25 protein-coding genes and 1 tRNA gene are annotated in these 19,832 nt (G+C 66.1%); 22 read left to right on the forward strand and 4 right to left on the reverse strand.

Annotated elements, in window-relative coordinates:
* From HGB10_07225 to HGB10_07260, 8 genes are all read left to right on the forward strand, one after another.
* On the forward strand, window positions 1-681 hold a 681-nt coding region (locus tag HGB10_07225), incomplete at its 5' end, for a malate dehydrogenase (protein NTU71592.1).
* A 1-nt stretch (window position 682) separates the two neighbouring features.
* A complete protein-coding gene (locus HGB10_07230) occupies window positions 683-1,531 on the forward strand; it encodes a fumarate hydratase (protein NTU71593.1) in 849 nt (282 codons plus the stop codon).
* On the forward strand, window positions 1,528-3,021 hold the full coding sequence (locus HGB10_07235; protein NTU71594.1) for an MFS transporter: 1,494 nt from the start codon (window positions 1,528-1,530) through the stop codon (window positions 3,019-3,021). Before HGB10_07230 ends, HGB10_07235 begins: the two co-directional genes overlap by 4 nt.
* Window positions 3,014-3,586 (forward strand): TRZ/ATZ family protein, encoded by a 573-nt coding sequence (locus HGB10_07240; GenBank protein ID NTU71595.1) that lies wholly within the window; start codon window positions 3,014-3,016, stop codon window positions 3,584-3,586. Before HGB10_07235 ends, HGB10_07240 begins: the two co-directional genes overlap by 8 nt.
* Window positions 3,583-4,233, forward strand: a complete 651-nt coding sequence (locus tag HGB10_07245; GenBank protein ID NTU71596.1) for a dTMP kinase — start codon at window positions 3,583-3,585, stop codon at window positions 4,231-4,233. Before HGB10_07240 ends, HGB10_07245 begins: the two co-directional genes overlap by 4 nt.
* Entirely contained in the window at window positions 4,230-5,354 is a 1,125-nt protein-coding gene (locus tag HGB10_07250) for an AAA family ATPase (protein ID NTU71597.1), read from the forward strand. Before HGB10_07245 ends, HGB10_07250 begins: the two co-directional genes overlap by 4 nt.
* Window positions 5,342-6,568 carry a stage 0 sporulation family protein gene (locus tag HGB10_07255; protein NTU71598.1) on the forward strand — a complete coding sequence of 409 codons (1,227 nt, stop codon included), beginning with the start codon at window positions 5,342-5,344 and terminating at the stop codon, window positions 6,566-6,568. The genes HGB10_07250 and HGB10_07255 overlap by 13 nt, the downstream gene beginning before the upstream one ends.
* 11 nt (window positions 6,569-6,579) lie before the next feature.
* Window positions 6,580-6,656 (forward strand) — tRNA-Thr (locus HGB10_07260).
* A 76-nt stretch (window positions 6,657-6,732) separates the two neighbouring features.
* Here HGB10_07260 and HGB10_07265 read toward each other — a convergent pair.
* Window positions 6,733-7,971 (reverse strand): site-specific integrase, encoded by a 1,239-nt coding sequence (locus HGB10_07265; GenBank protein NTU71599.1) that lies wholly within the window; start codon window positions 7,969-7,971, stop codon window positions 6,733-6,735.
* A gap of 5 nt (window positions 7,972-7,976) precedes the next feature.
* On the reverse strand, window positions 7,977-8,855 hold the full coding sequence (locus HGB10_07270) for a hypothetical protein (GenBank protein NTU71600.1): 879 nt from the start codon (window positions 8,853-8,855) through the stop codon (window positions 7,977-7,979).
* A gap of 96 nt (window positions 8,856-8,951) precedes the next feature.
* Here HGB10_07270 and HGB10_07275 point away from each other — a divergent pair, with 96 nt between their 5' ends.
* From HGB10_07275 to HGB10_07305, 7 genes are all read left to right on the forward strand, one after another.
* Window positions 8,952-9,173: a helix-turn-helix transcriptional regulator gene (locus tag HGB10_07275; GenBank protein NTU71601.1), complete on the forward strand. Its 222-nt coding sequence runs from the start codon at window positions 8,952-8,954 to the stop codon at window positions 9,171-9,173.
* Window positions 9,157-9,393 (forward strand): helix-turn-helix domain-containing protein, encoded by a 237-nt coding sequence (locus HGB10_07280; protein NTU71602.1) that lies wholly within the window; start codon window positions 9,157-9,159, stop codon window positions 9,391-9,393. The genes HGB10_07275 and HGB10_07280 overlap by 17 nt, the downstream gene beginning before the upstream one ends.
* Window positions 9,394-9,591: 198 nt before the next feature.
* The gene (locus tag HGB10_07285) at window positions 9,592-10,113 is read left to right on the forward strand and encodes a hypothetical protein (protein ID NTU71603.1); all 522 of its coding nucleotides are present in this window, start codon (window positions 9,592-9,594) and stop codon (window positions 10,111-10,113) included.
* Complete coding sequence (locus tag HGB10_07290) at window positions 10,110-10,778, forward strand: ATP-binding protein (GenBank protein NTU71604.1); 669 nt, start codon at window positions 10,110-10,112, stop codon at window positions 10,776-10,778. Before HGB10_07285 ends, HGB10_07290 begins: the two co-directional genes overlap by 4 nt.
* Window positions 10,779-11,013: 235 nt before the next feature.
* Window positions 11,014-11,829, forward strand: coding sequence for a hypothetical protein (locus HGB10_07295; GenBank protein ID NTU71605.1), 816 nt, complete (start codon window positions 11,014-11,016; stop codon window positions 11,827-11,829).
* 982 nt (window positions 11,830-12,811) lie between these two features.
* The gene (locus HGB10_07300; protein ID NTU71606.1) at window positions 12,812-13,309 is read left to right on the forward strand and encodes a hypothetical protein; all 498 of its coding nucleotides are present in this window, start codon (window positions 12,812-12,814) and stop codon (window positions 13,307-13,309) included.
* Window positions 13,306-13,473 (forward strand): hypothetical protein, encoded by a 168-nt coding sequence (locus HGB10_07305; protein NTU71607.1) that lies wholly within the window; start codon window positions 13,306-13,308, stop codon window positions 13,471-13,473. Before HGB10_07300 ends, HGB10_07305 begins: the two co-directional genes overlap by 4 nt.
* A 58-nt stretch (window positions 13,474-13,531) precedes the next feature.
* Here the strand turns inward: HGB10_07305 and HGB10_07310 are convergent, their stop codons facing one another.
* Window positions 13,532-13,924 (reverse strand): hypothetical protein, encoded by a 393-nt coding sequence (locus HGB10_07310; GenBank protein ID NTU71608.1) that lies wholly within the window; start codon window positions 13,922-13,924, stop codon window positions 13,532-13,534.
* Between the two features lie 235 nt (window positions 13,925-14,159).
* Window positions 14,160-14,495, reverse strand: coding sequence for a S24 family peptidase (locus tag HGB10_07315; GenBank protein NTU71609.1), 336 nt, complete (start codon window positions 14,493-14,495; stop codon window positions 14,160-14,162).
* A gap of 375 nt (window positions 14,496-14,870) precedes the next feature.
* Here HGB10_07315 and ndhC point away from each other — a divergent pair, with 375 nt between their 5' ends.
* From ndhC to nuoK, 7 genes are read left to right on the forward strand one after another with little or no spacing between them, the layout of a single operon-like run.
* Window positions 14,871-15,227: an NAD(P)H-quinone oxidoreductase subunit 3 gene (ndhC, locus tag HGB10_07320; GenBank protein ID NTU71610.1), complete on the forward strand. Its 357-nt coding sequence runs from the start codon at window positions 14,871-14,873 to the stop codon at window positions 15,225-15,227.
* 41 nt (window positions 15,228-15,268) lie between these two features.
* Window positions 15,269-15,715 carry an NADH-quinone oxidoreductase subunit B gene (locus tag HGB10_07325; GenBank protein ID NTU71611.1) on the forward strand — a complete coding sequence of 149 codons (447 nt, stop codon included), beginning with the start codon at window positions 15,269-15,271 and terminating at the stop codon, window positions 15,713-15,715.
* The gene (locus HGB10_07330) at window positions 15,712-17,418 is read left to right on the forward strand and encodes an NADH-quinone oxidoreductase subunit D (protein ID NTU71612.1); all 1,707 of its coding nucleotides are present in this window, start codon (window positions 15,712-15,714) and stop codon (window positions 17,416-17,418) included. The genes HGB10_07325 and HGB10_07330 overlap by 4 nt, the downstream gene beginning before the upstream one ends.
* Window positions 17,415-18,500, forward strand: a complete 1,086-nt coding sequence (nuoH, locus tag HGB10_07335) for an NADH-quinone oxidoreductase subunit NuoH (protein ID NTU71613.1) — start codon at window positions 17,415-17,417, stop codon at window positions 18,498-18,500. The genes HGB10_07330 and nuoH overlap by 4 nt, the downstream gene beginning before the upstream one ends.
* Entirely contained in the window at window positions 18,497-18,997 is a 501-nt protein-coding gene (locus tag HGB10_07340) for an NADH-quinone oxidoreductase subunit I (protein ID NTU71614.1), read from the forward strand. The genes nuoH and HGB10_07340 overlap by 4 nt, the downstream gene beginning before the upstream one ends.
* Window positions 18,994-19,524: a hypothetical protein gene (locus tag HGB10_07345; GenBank protein NTU71615.1), complete on the forward strand. Its 531-nt coding sequence runs from the start codon at window positions 18,994-18,996 to the stop codon at window positions 19,522-19,524. The genes HGB10_07340 and HGB10_07345 overlap by 4 nt, the downstream gene beginning before the upstream one ends.
* Window positions 19,521-19,829 carry an NADH-quinone oxidoreductase subunit NuoK gene (nuoK, locus tag HGB10_07350; GenBank protein ID NTU71616.1) on the forward strand — a complete coding sequence of 103 codons (309 nt, stop codon included), beginning with the start codon at window positions 19,521-19,523 and terminating at the stop codon, window positions 19,827-19,829. The genes HGB10_07345 and nuoK overlap by 4 nt, the downstream gene beginning before the upstream one ends.
* Window positions 19,830-19,832 lie beyond the last annotated feature (3 nt).

Consider the following 19,832-nt stretch of genomic DNA (forward strand, 5'->3'; position numbering starts at 1 on the left):
GGCATGACCCGCGACGATCTGCTCGCGGCTAACCGCGCGATAGTCGAGAGCGTGATCGGCCAGGTGGCTGCGGCCTCGCCCGACGCGATCATCATCTGCGTCACCAACCCGCTCGACGTGATGACCTACCTCGCCAAGAACGTCTGTGGCTTTCCGACGAATCGGATCTTCGGCATGGGCGGTGTCCTCGACTCGGCGCGTTTCGCCTACGCCATCGCGGAGAAGACCGGCGCCGCCATCACCGATATCGATGCGCTCGCTATGGCGGCACACGGCGATGCGATGGTGCCCATGCCCCGCTTCTCGACCGTTGCCGGCCAGCCTCTGACCGAGTTGCTTCCCGCCGATGACGTCGCCGCGCTTGTCGAGCGCACGATCTTCGGCGGCGCCGAGGTCGTCGCGCTGCTCAAGACCGGCTCGGCGTTCTACGCGCCCGCCGCAAGCGTCGTCTCGATGGTGCGTGCCGTACTCGGCGACACCGGCGAGACGCTGCCCACCTGCGCGTACCTGTCGGGGGAGTACGGCATCGCCGACGTCTACATGAGCGTCCCCGCTCGGCTCGGGCGCGACGGCGTGCTCGGTGTCGTCGAGCTCCCGGTGACCGCCCAGGAGCGCGAAGCGCTCCAAGCGTCCGCAGCGACGATCGCCGAGGCGCTCGACTCGCTCGGACTCCGGGGGTAGCGTGCTCGCCTCGGCGATCATCGCGGACGCTGTCCGCGCGGCCATCCCCCAAGCGGCGGCCTCATTGCGACCCGACGCCCTCGTGGCGCTTCGCGAGGCCGCCGAACACGAGCGCTCACCGCGCGGACGGGCGGTCCTGACGCAGCTGCTCGACAACGCCTGTCTCGCAGAGCGCGACGCGATGCCGCTGTGCCAGGACACAGGCACCGTGTGGGTGCGCATCGAGCTCGGCGCCGACGAGAGCATCTCAGGTGACGTGCAGGCCGCGATCGACGCCGCGGTCGCGCAGGCGTACGCGGCGGCGAACTTGCGCATGAGCGTCGTGCGCGACGCGCTCTTCGACCGTGAGAACACCCGCGACAACACACCGGCGTTCGTCGATATCGTCACCGGTGCGCGCGCTGGTACCGGCGCCACGGTGCACGTGATGCTCAAGGGCGGTGGCAGCGACAACGCGAGCCGTATCGAGATGCTGGTGCCCAGTGCAGGGCGCGAGGGCGTGATGCAGGTCGTGCTCGAGGCCGTCGCACGGAAGGCCACCGGCGCGTGCCCTCCGCTTCTTGTGGGCGTGGGCGTGGGCGCTACGTTCGACAAGGTCGGCGGTCTCGCGAAGAAGGCGCTGCTGCGCGAGATCGGAAGCGCAGCGGCCAGCACTGAGCTTGCTGCGTTCGAGGCCGAACTGTTGGCCGCCGTCAACGCGACCGGTATCGGCCCGGCAGGCCTGGGCGGCGACACGACCGCGCTCGCGGTGCACGTCGCGACCGCACCATGCCACATCGCCGCACTTCCGGTTGCGGTCAACCTTGGGTGCTCGGCGATCCGCTCGGTCAGCGTGGAGGTGGGCGCGTGAGCGATGCGCTCGCCGCGCCGCAGCCGGATTGCGCGCCGCCGAAAGCCTCCAACAAGGGAGGGTATCGGCGCCTGCTTCGCAACAAAGGCTTCCGGCGGCTGTGGTACGCGCAGTTCGTCAGCGGCATCGGCGACTGGCTCGTCATCGGCTTCCTCATGCCACTCGTCACCAAGCTGTCCGGCGGCTCGTCGTTCGCTGTCGCCGGAATCCTCATCGCAAAGATCGTCCCTGCGCTCATTCTGAGCTCGTTCACCGGAGTACTGGTGGATCGCTTCGACCGGCGCAAGGTCATGATCACGGCCGACCTGGTGCGTATGGTGCTTGCGCTCGCGCTCGTCTGGACGAACTCGCTGTGGGTCATTTACGCCGTCGTGCTGCTCATGGAGACGGCGTCGCTGTTCTTCTGGCCGGCACGCAACGCGCTCATCCCGTACCTCGTTGACGAGAACGACATCACGGCCGCAAACGGGCTCTCCTACACGACGCAGCAGGCCAGCATGGTCGTGGGGCTCTCAGCGGTGGCCGCCATCCTCGCCGGCTTCGAAGCGCTCGTGCGATGGGTGCTCGGTGCTGGGCTGCCGATCATCACACGGTTCGTGGGCGTGTTTGCACCCGCGCTTCTCGGCGAGCGAGCTGGCGTCATCCTCGACTCGTTCACCTTCATCTTCTCCGCAACGATGGTCGCGCTCATCGCGGTCAAGGCGAAACCGGCCAGCGCGACCGGACCGCTCGACCTGTCGCTGCTCGGCAAGGACGTGCTCGACTCGTTCCGCTTCCTGCGCGCACACGTCGAACTGCGGAGCCTGCTGCTCGTCATCGGGCTTGCGATACTCGGCGGCGGCGCGATCATCCCGGTCGGCATCGTCTACATCGCCGAGGAGAGCGGCAACCTGTTCGGAGGCATCCCGCTGTTGGCGGGCATCCCCGCGCTCGCCGCGCTCGTTGGCTCGCGTCAGACGTTTGTGCTGGTCTGCTTGGCGATCGGCATGGTTCTCGGCGCGCTCATCGTGCCGCAGGTGGAGCGGCGTCTGAGGTTGCAGCTTCTCTTCGCGGGCAGCGTCGCCACGTTCGGCGTGTCGATGCTCGGGTTCGCGAGCGTTCAGCAGTACTGGATCGCTTGCATCTTCACCATGTTCGCAGGCGCGTGTATCGCGACACTGACCGTCGCGGGCAACAGTTACGTGGTCAGAACCACCGAAGACTCGATCCGCGGCCGTGTGTTCACGGCGCAGGAATCGGTGATTCGGGTGTCGCTTCTGCTCTCCATGATCGTGATGGCGCCGCTCGGGGACGTCGTTGCCGGCATCATCCGCAACGTGGTGGCGCGTTCAGGCGTTCCCTACGACGAGGTGTACCTCACCGGCCCGCGCATCACGCTGTGGGTGGCTTCGGCCATCGTCATCGCTGCTGCCGCTTACGCGTTCAAGACGCTCGACTGGCGCCAGGCCGAGCAATGCGAGCTACCCGCCGAGGAGGCCGCGCATGTCTGAGGCGATCCGCATCGAGCTGCCCGTGTCGCGCGAATCGCTCGCGTTGCTTGCAGTCGGCGACGAGGTGCTGCTCTCCGGTCCCGTCTACACCGCGCGTGACGTCGGGCACGAGCGGCTGCTCGCCGCACTCGCCGAGGCGGGCGAACTCCCGCACGGTCTTGCCGGGCACGTGCTCTTCTACGCCGGCCCTACGCCGGCCGTCGACGGCTATCCGGCCGGCTCGGTGGGGCCGACCACCGCCGGCCGCATGGATGCGGCCACCCCCGCGCTGCTCGCGGCCGGCATCGTCGCGACCATCGGCAAGGGAGCGCGCTCCGAATCCGCGCGCGCCGCGTTCGCCGCGACGGGCAGTGTGTACTTCGCGGCGGTGGGCGGCGCCGCGGCGCTGCTCGGCGCCCACGTCGTGGCCGCCGAGCCGGTCGCATTCGACGACCTCGGCACCGAAGCCCTCGTGCGGCTGACACTCAACGACTTCCCGGCGTTCGTCGCCGTCGATGCGACCGGCGCGGACCTCTACGCACTCGCGCCGGCGGAGTGGCGCGCCGAGCATGGAGAGCGGTCATGAGCGATCGCGGCGTGCTCATCACCTTTGAGGGCGGGGAGGGCTGCGGCAAGTCGACGCAGCTCACAGCGCTCGCTCATCGGCTCGAAGCCGCGGGGCTGCGCGTGCGCTCGTTGCGCGAACCGGGCGGCACGACCGTGGGTGAGGCCGTCCGCGCGATCCTGCTTGACCCCGCCAACACCGGTCTCGACGACGTGGCCGAGCTGCTGCTGTACGAAGCCGCACGCGCGCAGATCGTCGCCGAGGTCATCGAGCCCGCACTTGAGGCCGGCGAGGTGGTCCTGTGCGACCGCTTCTACGACTCGACCACCGCCTACCAGGGTCACGCTCGCGGCATCGACCTGGCGCAGGTCGCCTCGCTCAACCGCGCTGCGACCGGCGGCCTCGTACCGGACCGCACCGTCCTACTCGATATCGAGCCGGCGCTCGGTATCGCCCGAGCCACCACCGATGCCACCGATCGTCTTGAAGCCGAGGACCTCGCGTTTCACGAGCGTGTCCGCGCGGGCTTTCTCGCGATCGCGCGCGAGGAGCCAGCTCGCGTGCGGGTGGTTGACGCTGCCGGCGAGATCGATTCCGTCGCGGTGCGGGTCGCGGCCGCCCTCGCCGACCTGCCCGCGCTTGCCCACGTGCTTGGGGCCGAGCTGTGAGCCCCTGCGTCTTCGACGACCTCGTCGGCCAGGAGCGGGTCGGTGGCTTCCTGCGCGCCGCGGTCGAGTCGCACAAGGTCAGTCACGCGTACCTGTTCGTAGGGCCGCCTGGTTCGGGTAAGGGGACCGCAGCCAAGTCGCTTGCGTGCGCGATCATCTGTGATGACGACGGTTGCGGTACGTGCGGCGAGTGTTATCGAATTCGCCGAGGTGCCCACCCCGACGTTCACCTCATCGAACCGGAGGGCGCTGCTGGCTTTCTCAAGGAGCAGATCGAGGACATCATTCACGACGTGAGCCTCGCGCCGATCGATGGCAAGCACAAGGTCTACCTCGTCAAGAGCGCCGACCTGTTCAACGACGCGTCGGCCAACGCATTCCTCAAGACGCTTGAGGAGCCGCCCGACGACGTCATCATCGTCTTGATGGCTCACTCCTTCGACGCCGTGCTGCCCACGATCTCGTCTCGCTGTCAGGTCGTGCGCTTTCGCCGCATCCCGCCATCGGAGTCTGCGGCGATCCTAGTCGCCAAGACCGGCGCGGATCCCGAGGAGGCCGCCGCCGCGCTTGCAGCTGCGGGGGGCGTGGTCGCCCGCGCCAAGGACTTCCTCGCCAGCCCCGCCCGCCGAGAAGCCCGCGCGGCCATCCTGCGCATCCTCGCCGACCTGTGCTTCGCCGATGACCTCGACGTACTCATGGCGGCGCGGGAGTTGCTCACCGTGGTCAAGGCACCGCTCGAAGAGGTCAAAGCGGTGCAGACCGCGGAGTTCAAGGAACGGGCCGACTATCTCGGTAAAGGCGGCAGCAAGCAGCTCGAGGACCGGCACAAGCGCGAACTCACCGCTCGCGAGCGTGAGGGCGTGGGCGAGGTTCTCAATGTGGCCGAGAGCTGGTTGCGCGACTGTCTCGTGATCGCCCAAGGAGTCGACGATCTCGTCGTCAATCGTGACGTCATGGACTCCATGGAAAAGGTCGGCGCGATCATCACTCCGGGTGCCGCGGTGACCGCTTTGAACGCCGTCAACGATGCTCGGCGGCGCATCTCGTATAATGTGAGCCCCCAGCTGGCCATCGAGGCCATGCTTTTCGATATTCGAGAGGTGTTGCGATGCCCACGGTAGTGGGAGTGAAGCTGCGTTACGCACCCAAGCAGCTCTGGTTCGACCCGGCCGGCACGACGCCCGAAGAGGGCGACTCGGTGATCGTCGATACAGAGCGTGGAATAGAGATCGGACTCGTCTCGGCCGCACCTCACGACGTGGAGCCTTCCCAGCTCACCGCGCCGTTGAAGCCGGTCATGCGCGTCGCCGGACCCGAGGACTTCTCCTATCAGGAGGAGCTTGAGGGCAAGGAGCGCGAGGCGATGCCAGCCTTCCGCGAGCTCATAAACTCGTACAAGCTCGATATGAAGCCCATCGACGTCGAGTACATGTTCGGGGGCGACAAGATAGTCTTCTACTTCGTCGCCGAAGAGCGCGTCGACTTCCGTGAGCTGGTCAAGGACCTCGCTGCGCGGTTCAAGGCGCGCATCGACATGCGTCAGGTCGGCGTCCGCGATGAGGCCCGAATGGTGGGCGGTCTCGGGCACTGCGGCGAGCAGTTGTGCTGCGTCCGTTTCGGCGGCGAGTTTCAGCCGGTATCGATTCGTATGGCAAAGGAACAAGACCTGCCGCTAAACCCCTTGAAAATCTCGGGACTGTGCGGCAGACTCATGTGCTGTTTGCGCTATGAGTTCGAGGCGTACAAGGACTTCAAGTCACGGGCGCCGAAGCGCGGAGCGATCATAGAGACCCCACTGGGCCTCGCGAAGGTCGCCGAGCTGCACACGCCGCGCGAGACGATCGGCATGAAGTTCGAGGATGGCAAGCGCGTCACCGTCCCGCTCGCGGGGATGACGTGTTCCAAAGGCACCGGCTGTCCGTGTTCGGTCAGCCGAGAGGTGCTTGAGGAAGCCGGCGGTACCGGTACGGCACTTGCATTCGCGGCGCTTGACCGCGAAGAGGAAGCTGCAGCCGCGCCGCCGAAGCCGGCACCGCGACCCAGGTCGGGTGGCGGCGAACGCAAGCCCGCGCAGTCTGCGGAGCGCCCCGCCGATAAGCCGGCAGACGCGCCCAAGGGCGAGGGCCGCAAGCGCCGTCGTCGCGGAGGACGCGGGGGCGGAGAGGGAGCTGCAGGTGGCGCGGCAGCGCCTGCGCAGCCAGAGCGCGCGAAAGCACCGCAGGCCGACAAGCCGGCGGCTGCGGCAGGAGAAGGCGGTGCCCCTAAGGCGAGCCGCCGACGCAGGAAGCGTCGCCCGGGATCGGGCGGTACAGGTGGAGAAGCTCCGCCAGCGTGACAACCGGATATGCCGACGTAGCTCAGCTGGCCAGAGCACCGCACTCGTAATGCGGGGGTCAGGGGTTCGAATCCCCTCGTCGGCTCCATGTCTTACCTGCGGGAACCTTCGGGTTCCCGCTTTTGTTTGTGCTGTACGGTTGTGAAGTGCACCTGATCGCGCATCTATTGTACCGCGCGGGCGGCCCTTCTCGCCTCGGCGAGGGCCTCCATAGCAGTGCGCTTGCCTGCGTCGAACGCGTGGGCGTAGATGCGCAGAAGCACATCCGGGGAGTGCCCGGACATGGCGGCGATCGTCACTGCGTCAAAGCCCAGCGCGATCATCTGCGACACCCAGGCGTGCCGCAGCAGGTGCGGCGTCATGCCGGTGATCTTGTGCTGCTTGCAGAACGTACGGAACGCGAGTCCGAAGGTATCCGGCCGCATCACGGCGCCGTCTGGATCCGCCGCGATGTAGTCTCCCGCCGGCGAGCTCGCACCACGCCATCCTTCACCGAGGCGTACTCGCTCGCGTCGTTGCTCGCGCTGGATACGCTTCAGCTCCGCCAGCGTGTGCGGATCCAGAGGGATCGTGCGCTGCTTGCCGGTCTTTGTCTCCTTGACGCGGAGACCGTCCTCCTTCGTGTAGGAGATGGAGCGGCGGACGGTGATCGCGCCATTCACGAAGTTCACGTCCTCCCAGCGAAGCCCTACCGTCTCCCCGCGTCGAGTGCCCAGGTAAGCGCTCAGGAGCACCGGGACGGCGATGTGTGGGGCGTCGGTACCGCTGAGGGCTACAAGGGCCTCCACGGCCGCCACGTCGACGGCCGGGCGCGGTCGCGAGGGTGTACCCAAGTCCTTGGGGAGTACGTGCTTGCCGATTGCCGGGTTGGTCGTGAAATCATGTTGATCGTCGACCGCGAAGGCGAAGAGGGCTCGCATCACGGCGTGCACGGTGGCGATCGTCTTATTGGCCAGCGCTCCTGAACCTCCATGCTTGCGGGCGTTCGCCGAACCGAGGGCCACGTACAGGCCGGTGAGCGTCGACTGCGTGACCTCGCACATGCGCACGCGTCCGATGTGGGGAATCACGTTGTGAGTGAAGATGGACTGATAGCGCGCCCGGGTTGTGTCGGCCAGATGATGCGGCGCCCACACGGCCATGTAGTGCTGTGAGTAGCGCTCGACGGTCCAGCCCTGGCGGACCTCGCGCTCCAGGTACGCTGCGTCCTTCTTGCGGGCATGATCGGCCACGAGCTCGAGCCGGATCGCCGGTAGCGCCTTCTCGGCTTCGGTGCCGTTCTTGGCGGTGAAGACACGAGAGAGCGTGACGCCTCGCTCCTTGACCTGGAAACGGTAGCGATCGCCGCCCAAGTGCCGGAGAGTGCCGGCGCCCTTGGGTCTACGTGTTGTTGTCTGTGTCATTGGTTTCACCTCCTTTCATCTGAGTTGCTGTCGACCATGCCACGAGCCCGGCGAGCCTCCAGCGTGGCTGCATACGACCGCCTGAGGCTGTCGGGGTTCGCGTAGGCGCTCTCCGGGCGCTCCCTGTTCCATCGCTCGTAGACCTCTGTCCAAGTTGCCGCCGGGCGCATCTTCTGAACAAGGTCCACCAGGTCCGAGGTGTGCCCTGATAGACCACGCGCGCGCTTGGAGAGACCGACCTGCTGGCGCGCTTGGGCGTACTCCGCGGCAAGCTGTTCAGCGGTCATGTCGGGGTCCGGTGCCCACAAGTGCATTCCGCCAGGGATGCGGAAGACGCCCCGCATCTCCGCCCGCGGGAAACGATCTCCACACAGTAGGAAGCCCGTCGCCTGCCAGCCGGAACAGCCCGTGGCGGCGCAGACATCGGTGACCGCGAGGGCTACAAGCGCAAGCGGAGCGGCCACCGATGCACGCCGGGCCTCACCCCAGCGCGCCCCACCCGCCCATGTGTTCGTGTCGTCTGAAAGGTAGACGCTGGCGAATACGTCCCGGCGGAAGTAGAAGGCCGCCTGGAGTGGTGCGGGATCTCCCGCATGCTCGAGCGCGTCGAGTTCCCGGCGGTCTAGGGTTGCGCTCACTCGCACCCGCCCCCACTCCTTGAGAATGTCCGCGCGCACAGGGCGGATCACCGGAACGTCCAACGTCAGACGCTCGCCCGCGCTCTCCTGCAAACGCTCTCGGTCGAATACCCAGCCATGCAGCTGTGGCCGTTGAAGGGGTTGCTCGAGACCGACTGCCTGCCAGAGCTCGGCACGCACACCCCGCTCCAGACTGTCCAGAATGCGGTCGTGTCGTGTTGCTGCTGAAGGCTTCTTGGGCGCCATCAAAGTTCCTCATCCTTCACTTCTAGCCACGGGCGGCGGAAGTCATAGTCTGATTATTACCGTTAGTGTTAGCGAGTGCAAGGGAGAGGTGAAGAGGTGTTGAGGATGACGACAGAGCGAAAGAGGAAGGCGCCGCCCTGGAGCCAGTCTGAGCTCGCGCGGCGTTCGGGACTTGCTGCCCCAACCGTGTCGCAGATCGAGAGCGGGCGGCTCAGGCCGTACCCGATTCAACTCGAGAAGCTGGCCGCCGCTCTCGGCTGGACCGGCGACCCGGCGGCGCTGCTGGAGGACGTGAGTGCCGATGCCGCGCACGCGTGAGGCGACCGTCTGCATTGCGGATCTCCCGGACGTGGCTACGGTCGCCGAGCTCGCAGCGTTCGAGCGCGTCGACGAGCGCACTCTGCGCGCCGAGCTCGACGCCGGCCGCGTGCCCGGTGCGTATCGGCGGGGCCGGTCGTGGCGAATCGTCACGCGCTCCTATCTCGCGGCGATCGGCGCCACGGTAGGAGAGGAGGTGGCCGACGATGTGCAGGGGTAACGAGATCCTCGCGCGGATAGAGCGCACCGCGCACATGGAGCCCACGTGGGCAGAGCGGATCGGCTGGCCAGACGAAGAGATCGACGGGCGCCGAGTAGCCTTCATGCGCGGGCAAGCGGGCCGTGAACTGCCCGAACGTCAGGATATGCCGCTCGTGCGCACTGCCGGCGCATCCACGGACCCGAGGGGAAGGCGCGCATGAGCCCGTACGTGAGGATTGACACGGGCATCGGCACGCACAGCAAGACCCTGGACCTCGACTCAGAGGTCTACATCACGGCGATCGGGCTCTTCACGCTGATCCTGTGCTACTGCGATTCACAGCGGACTGATGGATTCATCCCGGCTGCCGCCGTTGCTCGGATCGCGCCCTGCCATGACCCGCGGGCACTCGCCGAGCTGGTCCGCGTCGGCTACCTTGCGAAGACCGATGACGGCTACGTGGTGGTCAACTATCTGGAGCACCAGAGCAGCCGCGAGGAGATATTGGCCCGGAGCAACTCACAGAGGGCGAAGGCGCTCCGCAAGGCTGAGCTGGAACGTGCCGCCAGAGGTGCCAGCGGCAGTGCCAGCGGCAGTGCTGGCGGCAGTGCTGGGGGCAGTGCTGGGGGCAGTGCTGGGGGCAGTGCTGGGGGCAGTGCTGGGGGCGTGCCTCCCAGACGTACCCAGACGTACCCAGAGCAGACCTACCCCGCGGAGGGGTCCGGTGACGGGCGATGAGCGCGAGGCGAGTCCCGAGATCGACGCAGGACGCCCTCGAGGCGGAGATCGCCAGGCTACGCGCTCGATACCCGAACGGTGTGTTCACGGAGGCTGTCGAGCGGGACGTGGTGGGGGCTAGAGCCGATCACGCCGAACGGATCCGAGACCAGCTTCGCGACATACCGGCGCGCTTCCGGCAGGCGGATACCGAATTCATGTTGCCTGCTGATCTCGGGCTCTACGTTCACGGACCTGTCGGGGTCGGGAAGACGCATGCCGCCGCTGGCATGATGCGCCGCGCGGTGGTCGACGGCTATTGCTGCGCATGGCTGAGCGTGGGGGAGTGGCTCGCCGAAATTCGAACCAGCTTCAACGGAGGTGCTGCCCCGCTGGCATGCTCGGATCTCGCGTACCGGGACGTGTTGGTGCTCGATGACCTCGGGGCCGAGAAGCCTACTGAGTGGGTGATCGCGTCCATCTTCGAGCTCGTGAACGCGGTGTATGAGCGAGGCGAAGACGGGCCCCGGTTGATCGTCACCTCGAACCTGGCTCCAGATGACCTGTCCCGGCGCCTCGGCGATCGGGTCGCTTCACGGATCGTCGAGCTGTGCGAGATACGCAGGATGTCCGGAGCAGATCGGCGCCTGGCGTCCGTATGGGCCCGCATAGAGGACGGCCGGTAGTGACAGCCCCTATAGAGCTAAGCCAAGGCAACGAGAGAGGGTGGAGCGTGTCAGACGAGATTCGCAAGGCCATGGGACTACCGCCGGCGGAGGAGCCGCGACCACGCACGCCGCACACGTGTTTCGAGGGGGAGCGCCCGGACTGGCTCGAGCCAGAGCAAAGCGAGACTGAAGCCAAGAGAGCAGCACAGATGAGGGCGGCCATGGGTCTGCCCGCGAAGGAGGGAGATCGCTGATGAGGATCCAAGACGACTTGAGGGGCTTCCGCTCGTTGCTCGATGACTTCGACACTGCGGGATTCGAGACGCCGGAGGACGTTCGGGGCATCTTCGCAGCCTTCGATGCGATCCCCACGGCTGCCGCGCTCGTTGACGCCGCAACTGACAGCCTCGTCATGGCCTTGCACCAGGACGCCGCGGCGGCACTGGAGGCGGCCCTTACGCTGCACCAGTTGAGGGTTGGCAACTTCAACGACACGCGCGACCGGGCGGAGTCTCTGGCGTACCGCGAAGCGTCGGCGGCTTACCCGATCCGTGAGACCTTCTCGCACCTGTCGACCAGGTACAACAGCGTCGCTCAATCCCTCCACGACGCGGTGGGCGTCGTGGATCCAAACACGGACCCGAACGCGATCGACGCGGATTCACTCGCCGCATGGCAGTCTGTGGTGCCGATCGCGGAGGAGCTGGAGGCGGTCTCAGAGCTGATGATAGCCGCGTTCGAAATCTCGGTCGGAGACCACGCTGTGCATCTGAATCCCCTTGCTGTTCTCGCTCTTTGCGCGAGGCAGGCGGACGACGGCTGTTCCGATGCGGTCGACATATGGAGCCGCCCGCGGGTCGCGGTCGATGATGCTCCGCGGCCTCGGGGCGTCGGCATGGGCGCATCCGGAGCCCCGAGGCCGCGGGCTTACCGCGGTGGCAAGTGGACCGCACTCATCGCAGCCGGCGTCACTCTCTCCGCGCCGGCGACGGTGGACGACTACAGCCCGTGGGTCATACCGACCGAAGAGGCGCCTGAACCGGATCCCGCAGGCGGAATCCTGGCATAGCCATGTCGGCCGACTACGACGCGTACTTCGAGCTTCTGACCGTCCCCCAGCAACAGGCGATCGCGCGGGGAGACGTAACCATTGAGGAGCTCCTGGAGCGCGTCACAAGCGACACTGAGGCTGAGCTATGTCCCCGGTGCGCCAGGGCATCCGTCTCCCCGCGGTATGCGCGAGTGGGGCTCTGTTCGGCGTGCGCGGTCGCTGCTATGGCAGATGCGCACCAGGAGAAGGTCTACGAACTCGAGGCGGAGCGGGAACGGACGAATCTCAAGAAGCGCGTTCAGCGGCTTCGTGACGAGATAGATCCTGACCGGCCGAGAAGGCCGGGGCCGAGGGCGCCTTCGAGCGCCGACGCGGGGCGGGTGTGGATCACCACAGCCTGGCCGATGTGCGTCCAGTGCGATGCGTGTGGCCGTTCCTTCACCCCGCGTGATGGCACTGCTACGTGCCCGAGCTGCACCGGACGAAAGGAAAGACGGCAATGATGCCACGACCCAAGGCCACTCCGTGACGTACTTCGCACTGGCTGTGGCCGGCGTCTTCGTCGGCTTGGTTGCAGGCGCGCTCCTCATAGCGGTCTGCGTCGTGACGGCTTATCCGAGGCCGCGGAAGAAGGATGAGGATTACCACTGACACTATCGCTCCGCCTACCCCTAACCTTGCTGTAACCTTGCTGTTCTAGGGCACGTGGTACGGCGGAAGACTTAGCCAGATTCTTGGGGTCGTGGGAAGGGCAACGCCGGCAGCGACGCGGCGGCGAAGAGTTCGGCCAGCCTTGTTGAAATCTTGTTCTGCTTCTCGAGCTGGCAGGCGCGCTTGGCGATCGCAGGCCCGCCTCAAGCTCGGCAAGCGTCAGGCGCGGCTCAAGTCGTACTGCGACTCCAAAGGACTGACCCGCCAGCCCAAGCGGGAGAAGGCGTACGGGATCGGGAGCGAGCAGCCGCGGGCGCTGAGGGTGAAGCGGCCGAGCAGCCGTCCGCTCATGCATTCGGATCCCGACTCGTGGCGCAGGTCGCTATCGAACCAGCAGTGGAATGCAATCCGGGACTACACCGACGGCTCGGACAAGGAGATCAATGCCGCTTTGCGTGCCGGCTTGGTCGACGAGCGAGCGGCGCACATCGAATCGGCGCTGAGGACCTTCGGCCACGACGAAATGGTCGTGTATCGAGGCCTCTCTGCTCGGTATGTCGGCGGACCAGGTGCGGCGATCGGAAGCGAGTTCACCGATCTCGCCTTCGCATCGAGCAGCAGAGAGGCGGATATCGCATGGGACTTCGCCGAACAGGCAAGGCGGACCGGCGACGTGCCGGTGATCCTCAGGGTCGCAGTGCCGAAGGGGAGTCACGGCGCTCCGGTCGAGTCGATTTCCGCGAGGCCCGGTGAAGCCGAGTTCCTTCTCAGGCCGGGCCAGACGTTCGAGGTTATGGGGTATGATGTCTACAGAGGATTCCGAGTTTTGAACGTGAGGCTGCGATGACAATCTCCAAGGCGACATACGACCGATGGGTCAGAGAGTCCGAGGGGATCATCGTCGCGCGCACTGCTGAGGAGAAGGCGGCGGCTCGCGACAAGGCCGCCAAGCTGCGTCGGGAACTCAGTGCGCAGGCGGATCGCGTCATGTCGGAAGCCGCTGAGCGCTAGATTCGGTTCACGAACAAGTCCCCCCTGAAGCCTCCACCCCCTGGAGGCTTCTTCGTTTCTAGCCGAGGTAGTACTGCAGGAGCCAGCCGACGGTTGCGATGACGAAGGCCACGAGGACTCCGAGGAGCCAGCGAGTGCTCTCGCGCCGTGCGCGCTCCGCCTCCTGCGCTCGGGACTCGGCTGCCTCGGCCTCGGCGCGCGCAACCTCAGCCTCGGCGACCGCCTTCGCAACGCGCTGCTCGTCGAAGTAGTGGATCCCGTCGTCCGTGAGTCTCAACACGCCACCGCCGTCCTTGTATTGCGACTGACGGATGAGCACCCCCGATGCGATCAGCGCGTCATGGACGGGTAGCCAAGCGTCGACCTTGATGCACGGGTCGCCCGAGTCGCGGTACCGATCTAGCAAGGTCGCGAGCTCATCCTCTTGGTGCGAACGTAGGCGCTCAGTCACCTGACACTCCCCGACTCCGTGTCTCATCTCGCCACATCGTATCCCAGCGCCCGGTGACACCCCCGGCATCGTCGGTCGCATGATCGACGTCGACGCCTGGCGTGAAGCGCACGCCCTCGCAGGCAGCCGCGCGCCGATTCGTGAGCGGCGAGGTCCTATGCTGCCGACCCGGGCCGCTCAGTCGGAAGGCCGCCCCGGAGGGCGGCCTTCCTGCGTGCTGGTTGCCAGTTCGGCTTCACCATGAGTACGAGTGCCAGTGAATGACAGGCGCGATGTAGTCCACGCTGGCGGCAGGTAGCGTGCGATCGTCCTGCCAGGCCGGATCGGTACTGTCGGGCCGGAGGATTACCGAATCGCCGTCTCGGAGTACCCGCTTGAGCGTGTAGCCTTCGCCGATGATGTGCACTGCTGCGGGTTCCCCTTCGGTGAGCGGGGCCGATGGAGATGTGAACACCACTGTGCTCCCCGGACGGAATACACGATCCATGCTCGAGCCGGAAACGAAGTCACCGCGTGCATCCGGGTACTGGCGCCTGATCTCGTCGAAGGATCTTCCTCGTTCATCTAGCACTTCAATCATCCCCCTCGTGTCTCGCGTGCATCTATATATGCGTCTAACTGATTGCGCCTGACTGTTCCGCTGTGTGCTCTAGAGCCATCGGTGCAGTCGGGATTGTGCCTATGCGCCCGCGAAAGCTCCCTTATGGCCTCGCTCCTGAAGCACTCGTAATGCGGGGGTCAGGGGTTCGAATCCCCTCGTCGGCTCCACACACACATCAGCGGGGACCCTCAGGGGTCCCCGTCTTGCATTCTCGGCACCACCCGGTATGCAACGCAGTGATGAGATTGCAGGGTTGCGCCCCCTCCGCGTCGTATATCCACACAACTGCCTCTGCGATGCCGGTTGTGTCGCGGAGTGCACCTACATCCGGAACGGGGGTAAGGGATGGATGTCCTGTCACTGGTATTCGCGAGCTTTCTGCTCGTTGCAATCGTGCTGGGCGTCATCCTGGTCTCACTGCCCCGATGGATGGCTCCGAACCAGCCCGGTGACCTGAAGGGCCGCCCGTACGAGTGCGGTGAGGAGCCCATCGGCACGCCGTGGGTTCGGTTCCGCATCGCCTACTACGTCTTCGCCCTGCTGTTCGTCGTCTTCGACGTCGAGGCGGTCTTTCTCTTTCCGTGGGCGGTCATCATGCGCCGACTCGGGGTCGTCGGTCTCGTTGAGATGGCGATCTTCATCGGGCTACTCGTGCTTGGTCTCGTGTATGCGTGGCGCAAAGGAGCCCTCGAGTGGGTGTAGACACCGAGACCAAGGTGCTTGTCGCACCACTCCAGCAGCTGATGAACTGGGCGCGCGGTCACTCGATGTGGCCGCTCACATTCGGCACCGCCTGCTGCGCCATCGAGATGATGAGCTGTGGTTCGGCGCGCTATGACACCGATCGGTTCGGCATCTTCTTCAGGAATTCGCCGCGCCAGGCCGACTGCATGATCATCGCAGGCACCATCAATCTGAAGATGGTGCCGAGGATGAAGCTCCTGTACGAGCAGATGGCCGCTCCCAAGTACGTCATCGCGATGGGGTCGTGCGCGGTCGGCGGAGGCCCCTTCGCAGCCGGCTACAACGTCGTCAACGGCGTCGACTTCGTCATCCCGGTCGACGTCTACATTCCCGGGTGCCCGCCGCGCCCAGAGTCGCTCATGGACGGGCTGCTCACCCTCATGGAGCGCAACGCTGCCGGCGAGCCGTCTGCGGCTGAGCGCTGGGCGCTGGAAGGCCGCGTGTGAGCACCGCGCCGACGATGACATACGACGCGCCCGAGGCGGTGCTTGCAGCAATCACCGCTGTGACCGACGTGGACGCGCTCGGACCGGGCGAGATGGTGTGCGGTCGTACCGACGCCTCGCGCATCGTCTCGGTGGCTACGGCGCTCAAGGCCGCCGGCTTCGCACACCTCACCTTTCTCACGGCCGTTGACCTGCCTGAGGCCGGCAGCGGGCTCGAGATGGTCTACGTCTTCAAGCGCCGAGCCGACCAGCAGTCGGTCGCGATCAAGGTCGCACTCGCGGAGGATTCACTGGTCGTGCCCTCGCTCTACACGGTGTGGCCCGGCGCTGGACCGCACGAGCGCGAGGTCTACGACTTGTTCGGCGTGCGCTTCGAGGGTCATCCCAACCTCACGCGGATCGTCTTGCGTGACGACTTCGTGGGCCATCCGCTCCGCAAGGCCTTCGAGCTCGCCGAGGGTGGCGTGAGCCAGGAGACGGTTCGTGCGGCCGCGGCGGTGCACGGCAACGCATCGCATGACCTCGTGCCGCTCGAGCCCGGTCAGGCGCAGCTACCGGCCGAGTTCGATCCGTTTGCGGCTGCTGCTGAGGCCGGCGACCCTGCGTTGCACTCGCAGAGACTCGTGCTCAACATGGGCCCGCAGCACCCGAGCACCCACGGGGTCCTCCACCTCTACCTGACGCTCGAAGGTGAGACGGTCGTTGCGGCGCAACCCACCCACGGCTACCTACACCGCTGCATCGAGAAGCTGTGCGAGAAGAACGTATACCGCGCGTGCACTCCGCTGCTCGACCGCTGCGACTACGTCTCAGGGTTTCACCAGGAGCTCGCGTACATGCTTGCGCTTGAGGAGTTGCTCGGTATTGAGTCGACCCCCAAGGCCGACTACCTGCGCGTGATCTTCTCGGAGCTCGTGCGCATCACGAGCCACCACACGTGGTTCGCTGCGGCCGGCTTCGACACCGGTGCGCTCACGCCGTTCCTCTACGCGTTCATCGACCGCGAGAAGATCCTCGACTTCTTCGAGACCGTAGCCGGCGCCCGCATGATGTTCAACTACTTCCGCCCCGGGGGCGTCAAGGACGACATTCAGCCCGAGGCAGCCGCGTCGATGATCGCGTTCCTCAAGACCTTCACGCGCTCCATGGACGACTGCGAGTCTCTGCTCACCAACAACGAGATCTTCCGCGTCCGCATGCGCGGCGTCGGCGTTCTGTCGCCCGAGGCCGTGGCGGCCTATGGCGTCACCGGCTCGGTCGCGCGCGCATCCGGCGTCGACATCGACCTGCGCCGGGACGCGCCCTACGCGGCGTACGACCGGCTGCCGGTCAACGTGACGCTCGGGACGACCGGCGACACCTACGACCGCTACATCGTCCGCATCGCCGAGATGCGCGAGTCCGCCCGCATCGCCCTCGAGGCGCTCGAGGGCTTGCCCGAGGGTCCGCACATCGCCGAAGGCGTGCCGCGCGCGTTGCGCCCGCCGGTCGGTGCGGTCTATCGCGAAGTCGAGAGCCCCCGAGGCGAGCTGGGGATGTTCGTGGTCAGTGACGGTTCGACCAAGCCGTGGCGCCTCAAGGTGCGCTCGCCGGCCTTTTCGAATCTCCACGTCGCTCCGGCCATGCTCAAGGGCTGCCGTGTCGCCGACGTCATCCCGGCCCTCGGGTCGGTCGACGTCGTGATGGGGGAGATCGACCGATGAGCATCCTCAAGGTCTTCATCGGCGTGGTCGTACTCGTGATCGTGGTGCTGATCAACACCGTCGTCGTGATGTACTGCGAGCGGAAGTGGCTCGGGCACATGCAGGGTCGTATGGGCCCCATGCGCACCGGCTACCACGGTCTGCTGCAGCCGATCGCCGACGCCATCAAACTGCTGGGCAAAGAGGATCTGGTGCCCGCTGCGGCAGACCGTGTTCTCTTTCTGATCGCGCCCATCCTCATGTTCTCGCCGGCGATCCTGCTCTACGCGGCGACTCCTTGGGTCGAGTCGTTCACGGGGATGAGCTTCGACACCGGCATCTTCTTCGTGTTCGCCGTCGCCGCGCTTTCGCCGGTGGGCGTACTCATCGCCGGCTGGGCCTCAGCCAACAAATACTCCGTCATCGGCGGGTTCAGGGCGGCGGCTCAGCAGATCAGCTACGAAGTCCCCATGGTGCTCTCGACCGTCGGACTCGTGATGGTTGCCGGCTCGATGAAGCTCTCGGCGATCGTCGGTGCGCAGACGCAGGTGTGGAACATCGTCACACAACCACTCGCGTTCCTTCTGTTCTTCATCGGCGTACTCGCCGAGGTCAATCGAACGCCGTTCGACATCCCCGAGGCCGAGTCCGAGCTCGTGGCCGGCTTCAACATCGAGTACTCGAGCATGCGCTTTGCGCTGTTCTTCGTCGCCGAGTACATGAACGTCTTCACAGTGTCGCTTCTCGCCACGCTGCTGTTCCTGGGCGGTTGGAACGGCCCGATTCTGCCCGGCATCGTCTGGCTGCTCATCAAGACCTACGCGGTCGTCTTCCTGATCATCTGGGTGCGTGCGACGTTCCCCCGCCTGCGCGTCGACCAGCTCATGGCGTTCGGGTGGAAGGTGCTCATCCCCGCATCACTCGTGAGCCTCGCGATCGTCTCGGTCGGGGTCGTCACCAACCCGTGGGTCATCGTCGTGTGTGAAGTGCTCGCGGCCGCGGTGTTCGTGTGGCTCGTTGCGCGTATCGGCGTTCGGGCAGGTACTGCCGAGCGGGCGGCTGCGAAAGCCGCGGCATCGAGTGCAGGGGAGGTGGCGGCGTGATCGGGATGGCGAAAGGCATGCTGACCACGCTGCGCTACTGCCTGCGTCCCGCGCACACGGTGCAGTACCCCAAGGTCCGCCGGGAACTGCCGCCTCGCAGCCGCACGATGTTCGCGCTGCCCCTCGACGAGCAGGGCAACCCGCGCTGCACCGCCTGCACGCTGTGCGCGAAGTCGTGTCCCGACAACGCGATCACTCTCGAGTCCGAGAAGCGTGCTGATGGTCCTGGTCGTGTCCTGACCCACTACAGCGTCAATCTCGGCACGTGCATGTACTGCGGACTCTGTGTCGAGAACTGCCCCTCTGACGGCGTTGAGTTCATCGGCGACTACGAGCGAGCGTCCGCCGAGCGTGACGACATGCGGCTCGTGCTCTTCGACCGGCCTTACGTCGCGCCGGAGGGCACCGCCGAGGCGCCCGGGCCCGCGGCTCAGACCGCGACCGAGGACCCGGCGTCGCAGGCGTCGACACCGTCGAGTGGCGGTGACGCGCAGTGACCCTTGAGGCGGTCCTCTTCTACTTCTACGCCCTGGTCGCCGTTGGCGGAGCACTGGGGCTCGTGCGGGCGAAGCGCCTCGTTCACGCAGCGATGTTCTTCTTCGCGACCCTTGTCGCGATCGCCGGCATCTTCCTCTTGCTCAGAACCGAGTTCCTCGCAGCGATGCAGCTGTTCGTCTACGGCGGAGCGATGACCGTGCTCGTGCTCTTCGCGCTCATGTTCACCGGAGCAGAGCCCGCAAACTCGCCACCCGACCGCACATGGGTGCGCTGGCTGGGCACGGCCGTGGCGGTGACGTTCTTCATGACGGCCATCACCGCGATCTGGAGCGCGCAGTGGGTGCTCACCCCCGGCGAACCGCTCACGATGGCCGCGACCGCTGAGGTGCTGTTCTCTCGCCTCGTGATTCCGTTCGAGATGGCCGGCCTGGCGCTGACGATCGCACTGATCGGCACCATCGTGCTGGCGCGTGAGGACGACGTGCTCGACCCCGACTCTTCCGATGAGGGCGGTGAGGCCGCGTGATCACGCTCAATCACTATCTGGTGCTCGCGGCCGCACTCTTCTGCATCGGTCTGTACGGAGTGCTCACGTCGCGCAACGCGCTGCGCATCGTCATCAGTGTCGAACTCATCTTGAACGCCGTGAACATCAACCTCGCCGCCTTCTCGGTATTCGTCGCGCCGAAGCAGGCCATCGGCGTGAGCTTCGTGCCATTCCTCATGGTCATCGCCGCCGCCGAGTTCGGCCTGGCGCTGGCGATCATCATCACGCTCAATCGCACATCCGATATCAACGCCGTCGAGTCGCTGCGAAAGCTGTGGGGGTGAGCC

It is taken from the genome of Coriobacteriia bacterium (genome assembly GCA_013334745.1).
Taxonomy (GTDB): Bacteria; Actinomycetota; Coriobacteriia; order Anaerosomatales; family JAAXUF01; genus JAAXWY01.

Bases quoted from the DNA above. Each gene is read 5' to 3' on its own strand.
- HGB10_07240 (NTU71595.1), top strand. From the start codon at position 3,014: ATGTCTGAGGCGATCCGCATCGAGCTGCCCGTGTCGCGCGAATCGCTC.
- HGB10_07245 (NTU71596.1), top strand. From the start codon at position 3,583: ATGAGCGATCGCGGCGTGCTCATCACCTTTGAGGGCGGGGAGGGCTGC.
- HGB10_07255 (NTU71598.1), top strand. From the start codon at position 5,342: ATGCCCACGGTAGTGGGAGTGAAGCTGCGTTACGCACCCAAGCAGCTC.
- HGB10_07265 (NTU71599.1), bottom strand. From the start codon at position 7,971: ATGACACAGACAACAACACGTAGACCCAAGGGCGCCGGCACTCTCCGG.
- HGB10_07270 (NTU71600.1), bottom strand. From the start codon at position 8,855: ATGGCGCCCAAGAAGCCTTCAGCAGCAACACGACACGACCGCATTCTG.
- HGB10_07280 (NTU71602.1), top strand. From the start codon at position 9,157: ATGCCGCGCACGCGTGAGGCGACCGTCTGCATTGCGGATCTCCCGGAC.
- HGB10_07285 (NTU71603.1), top strand. From the start codon at position 9,592: ATGAGCCCGTACGTGAGGATTGACACGGGCATCGGCACGCACAGCAAG.
- HGB10_07290 (NTU71604.1), top strand. From the start codon at position 10,110: ATGAGCGCGAGGCGAGTCCCGAGATCGACGCAGGACGCCCTCGAGGCG.
- HGB10_07295 (NTU71605.1), top strand. From the start codon at position 11,014: ATGAGGATCCAAGACGACTTGAGGGGCTTCCGCTCGTTGCTCGATGAC.
- HGB10_07300 (NTU71606.1), top strand. From the start codon at position 12,812: ATGCATTCGGATCCCGACTCGTGGCGCAGGTCGCTATCGAACCAGCAG.
- HGB10_07305 (NTU71607.1), top strand. From the start codon at position 13,306: ATGACAATCTCCAAGGCGACATACGACCGATGGGTCAGAGAGTCCGAG.
- ndhC (NTU71610.1), top strand. From the start codon at position 14,871: ATGGATGTCCTGTCACTGGTATTCGCGAGCTTTCTGCTCGTTGCAATC.
- HGB10_07325 (NTU71611.1), top strand. From the start codon at position 15,269: ATGAACTGGGCGCGCGGTCACTCGATGTGGCCGCTCACATTCGGCACC.
- nuoH (NTU71613.1), top strand. From the start codon at position 17,415: ATGAGCATCCTCAAGGTCTTCATCGGCGTGGTCGTACTCGTGATCGTG.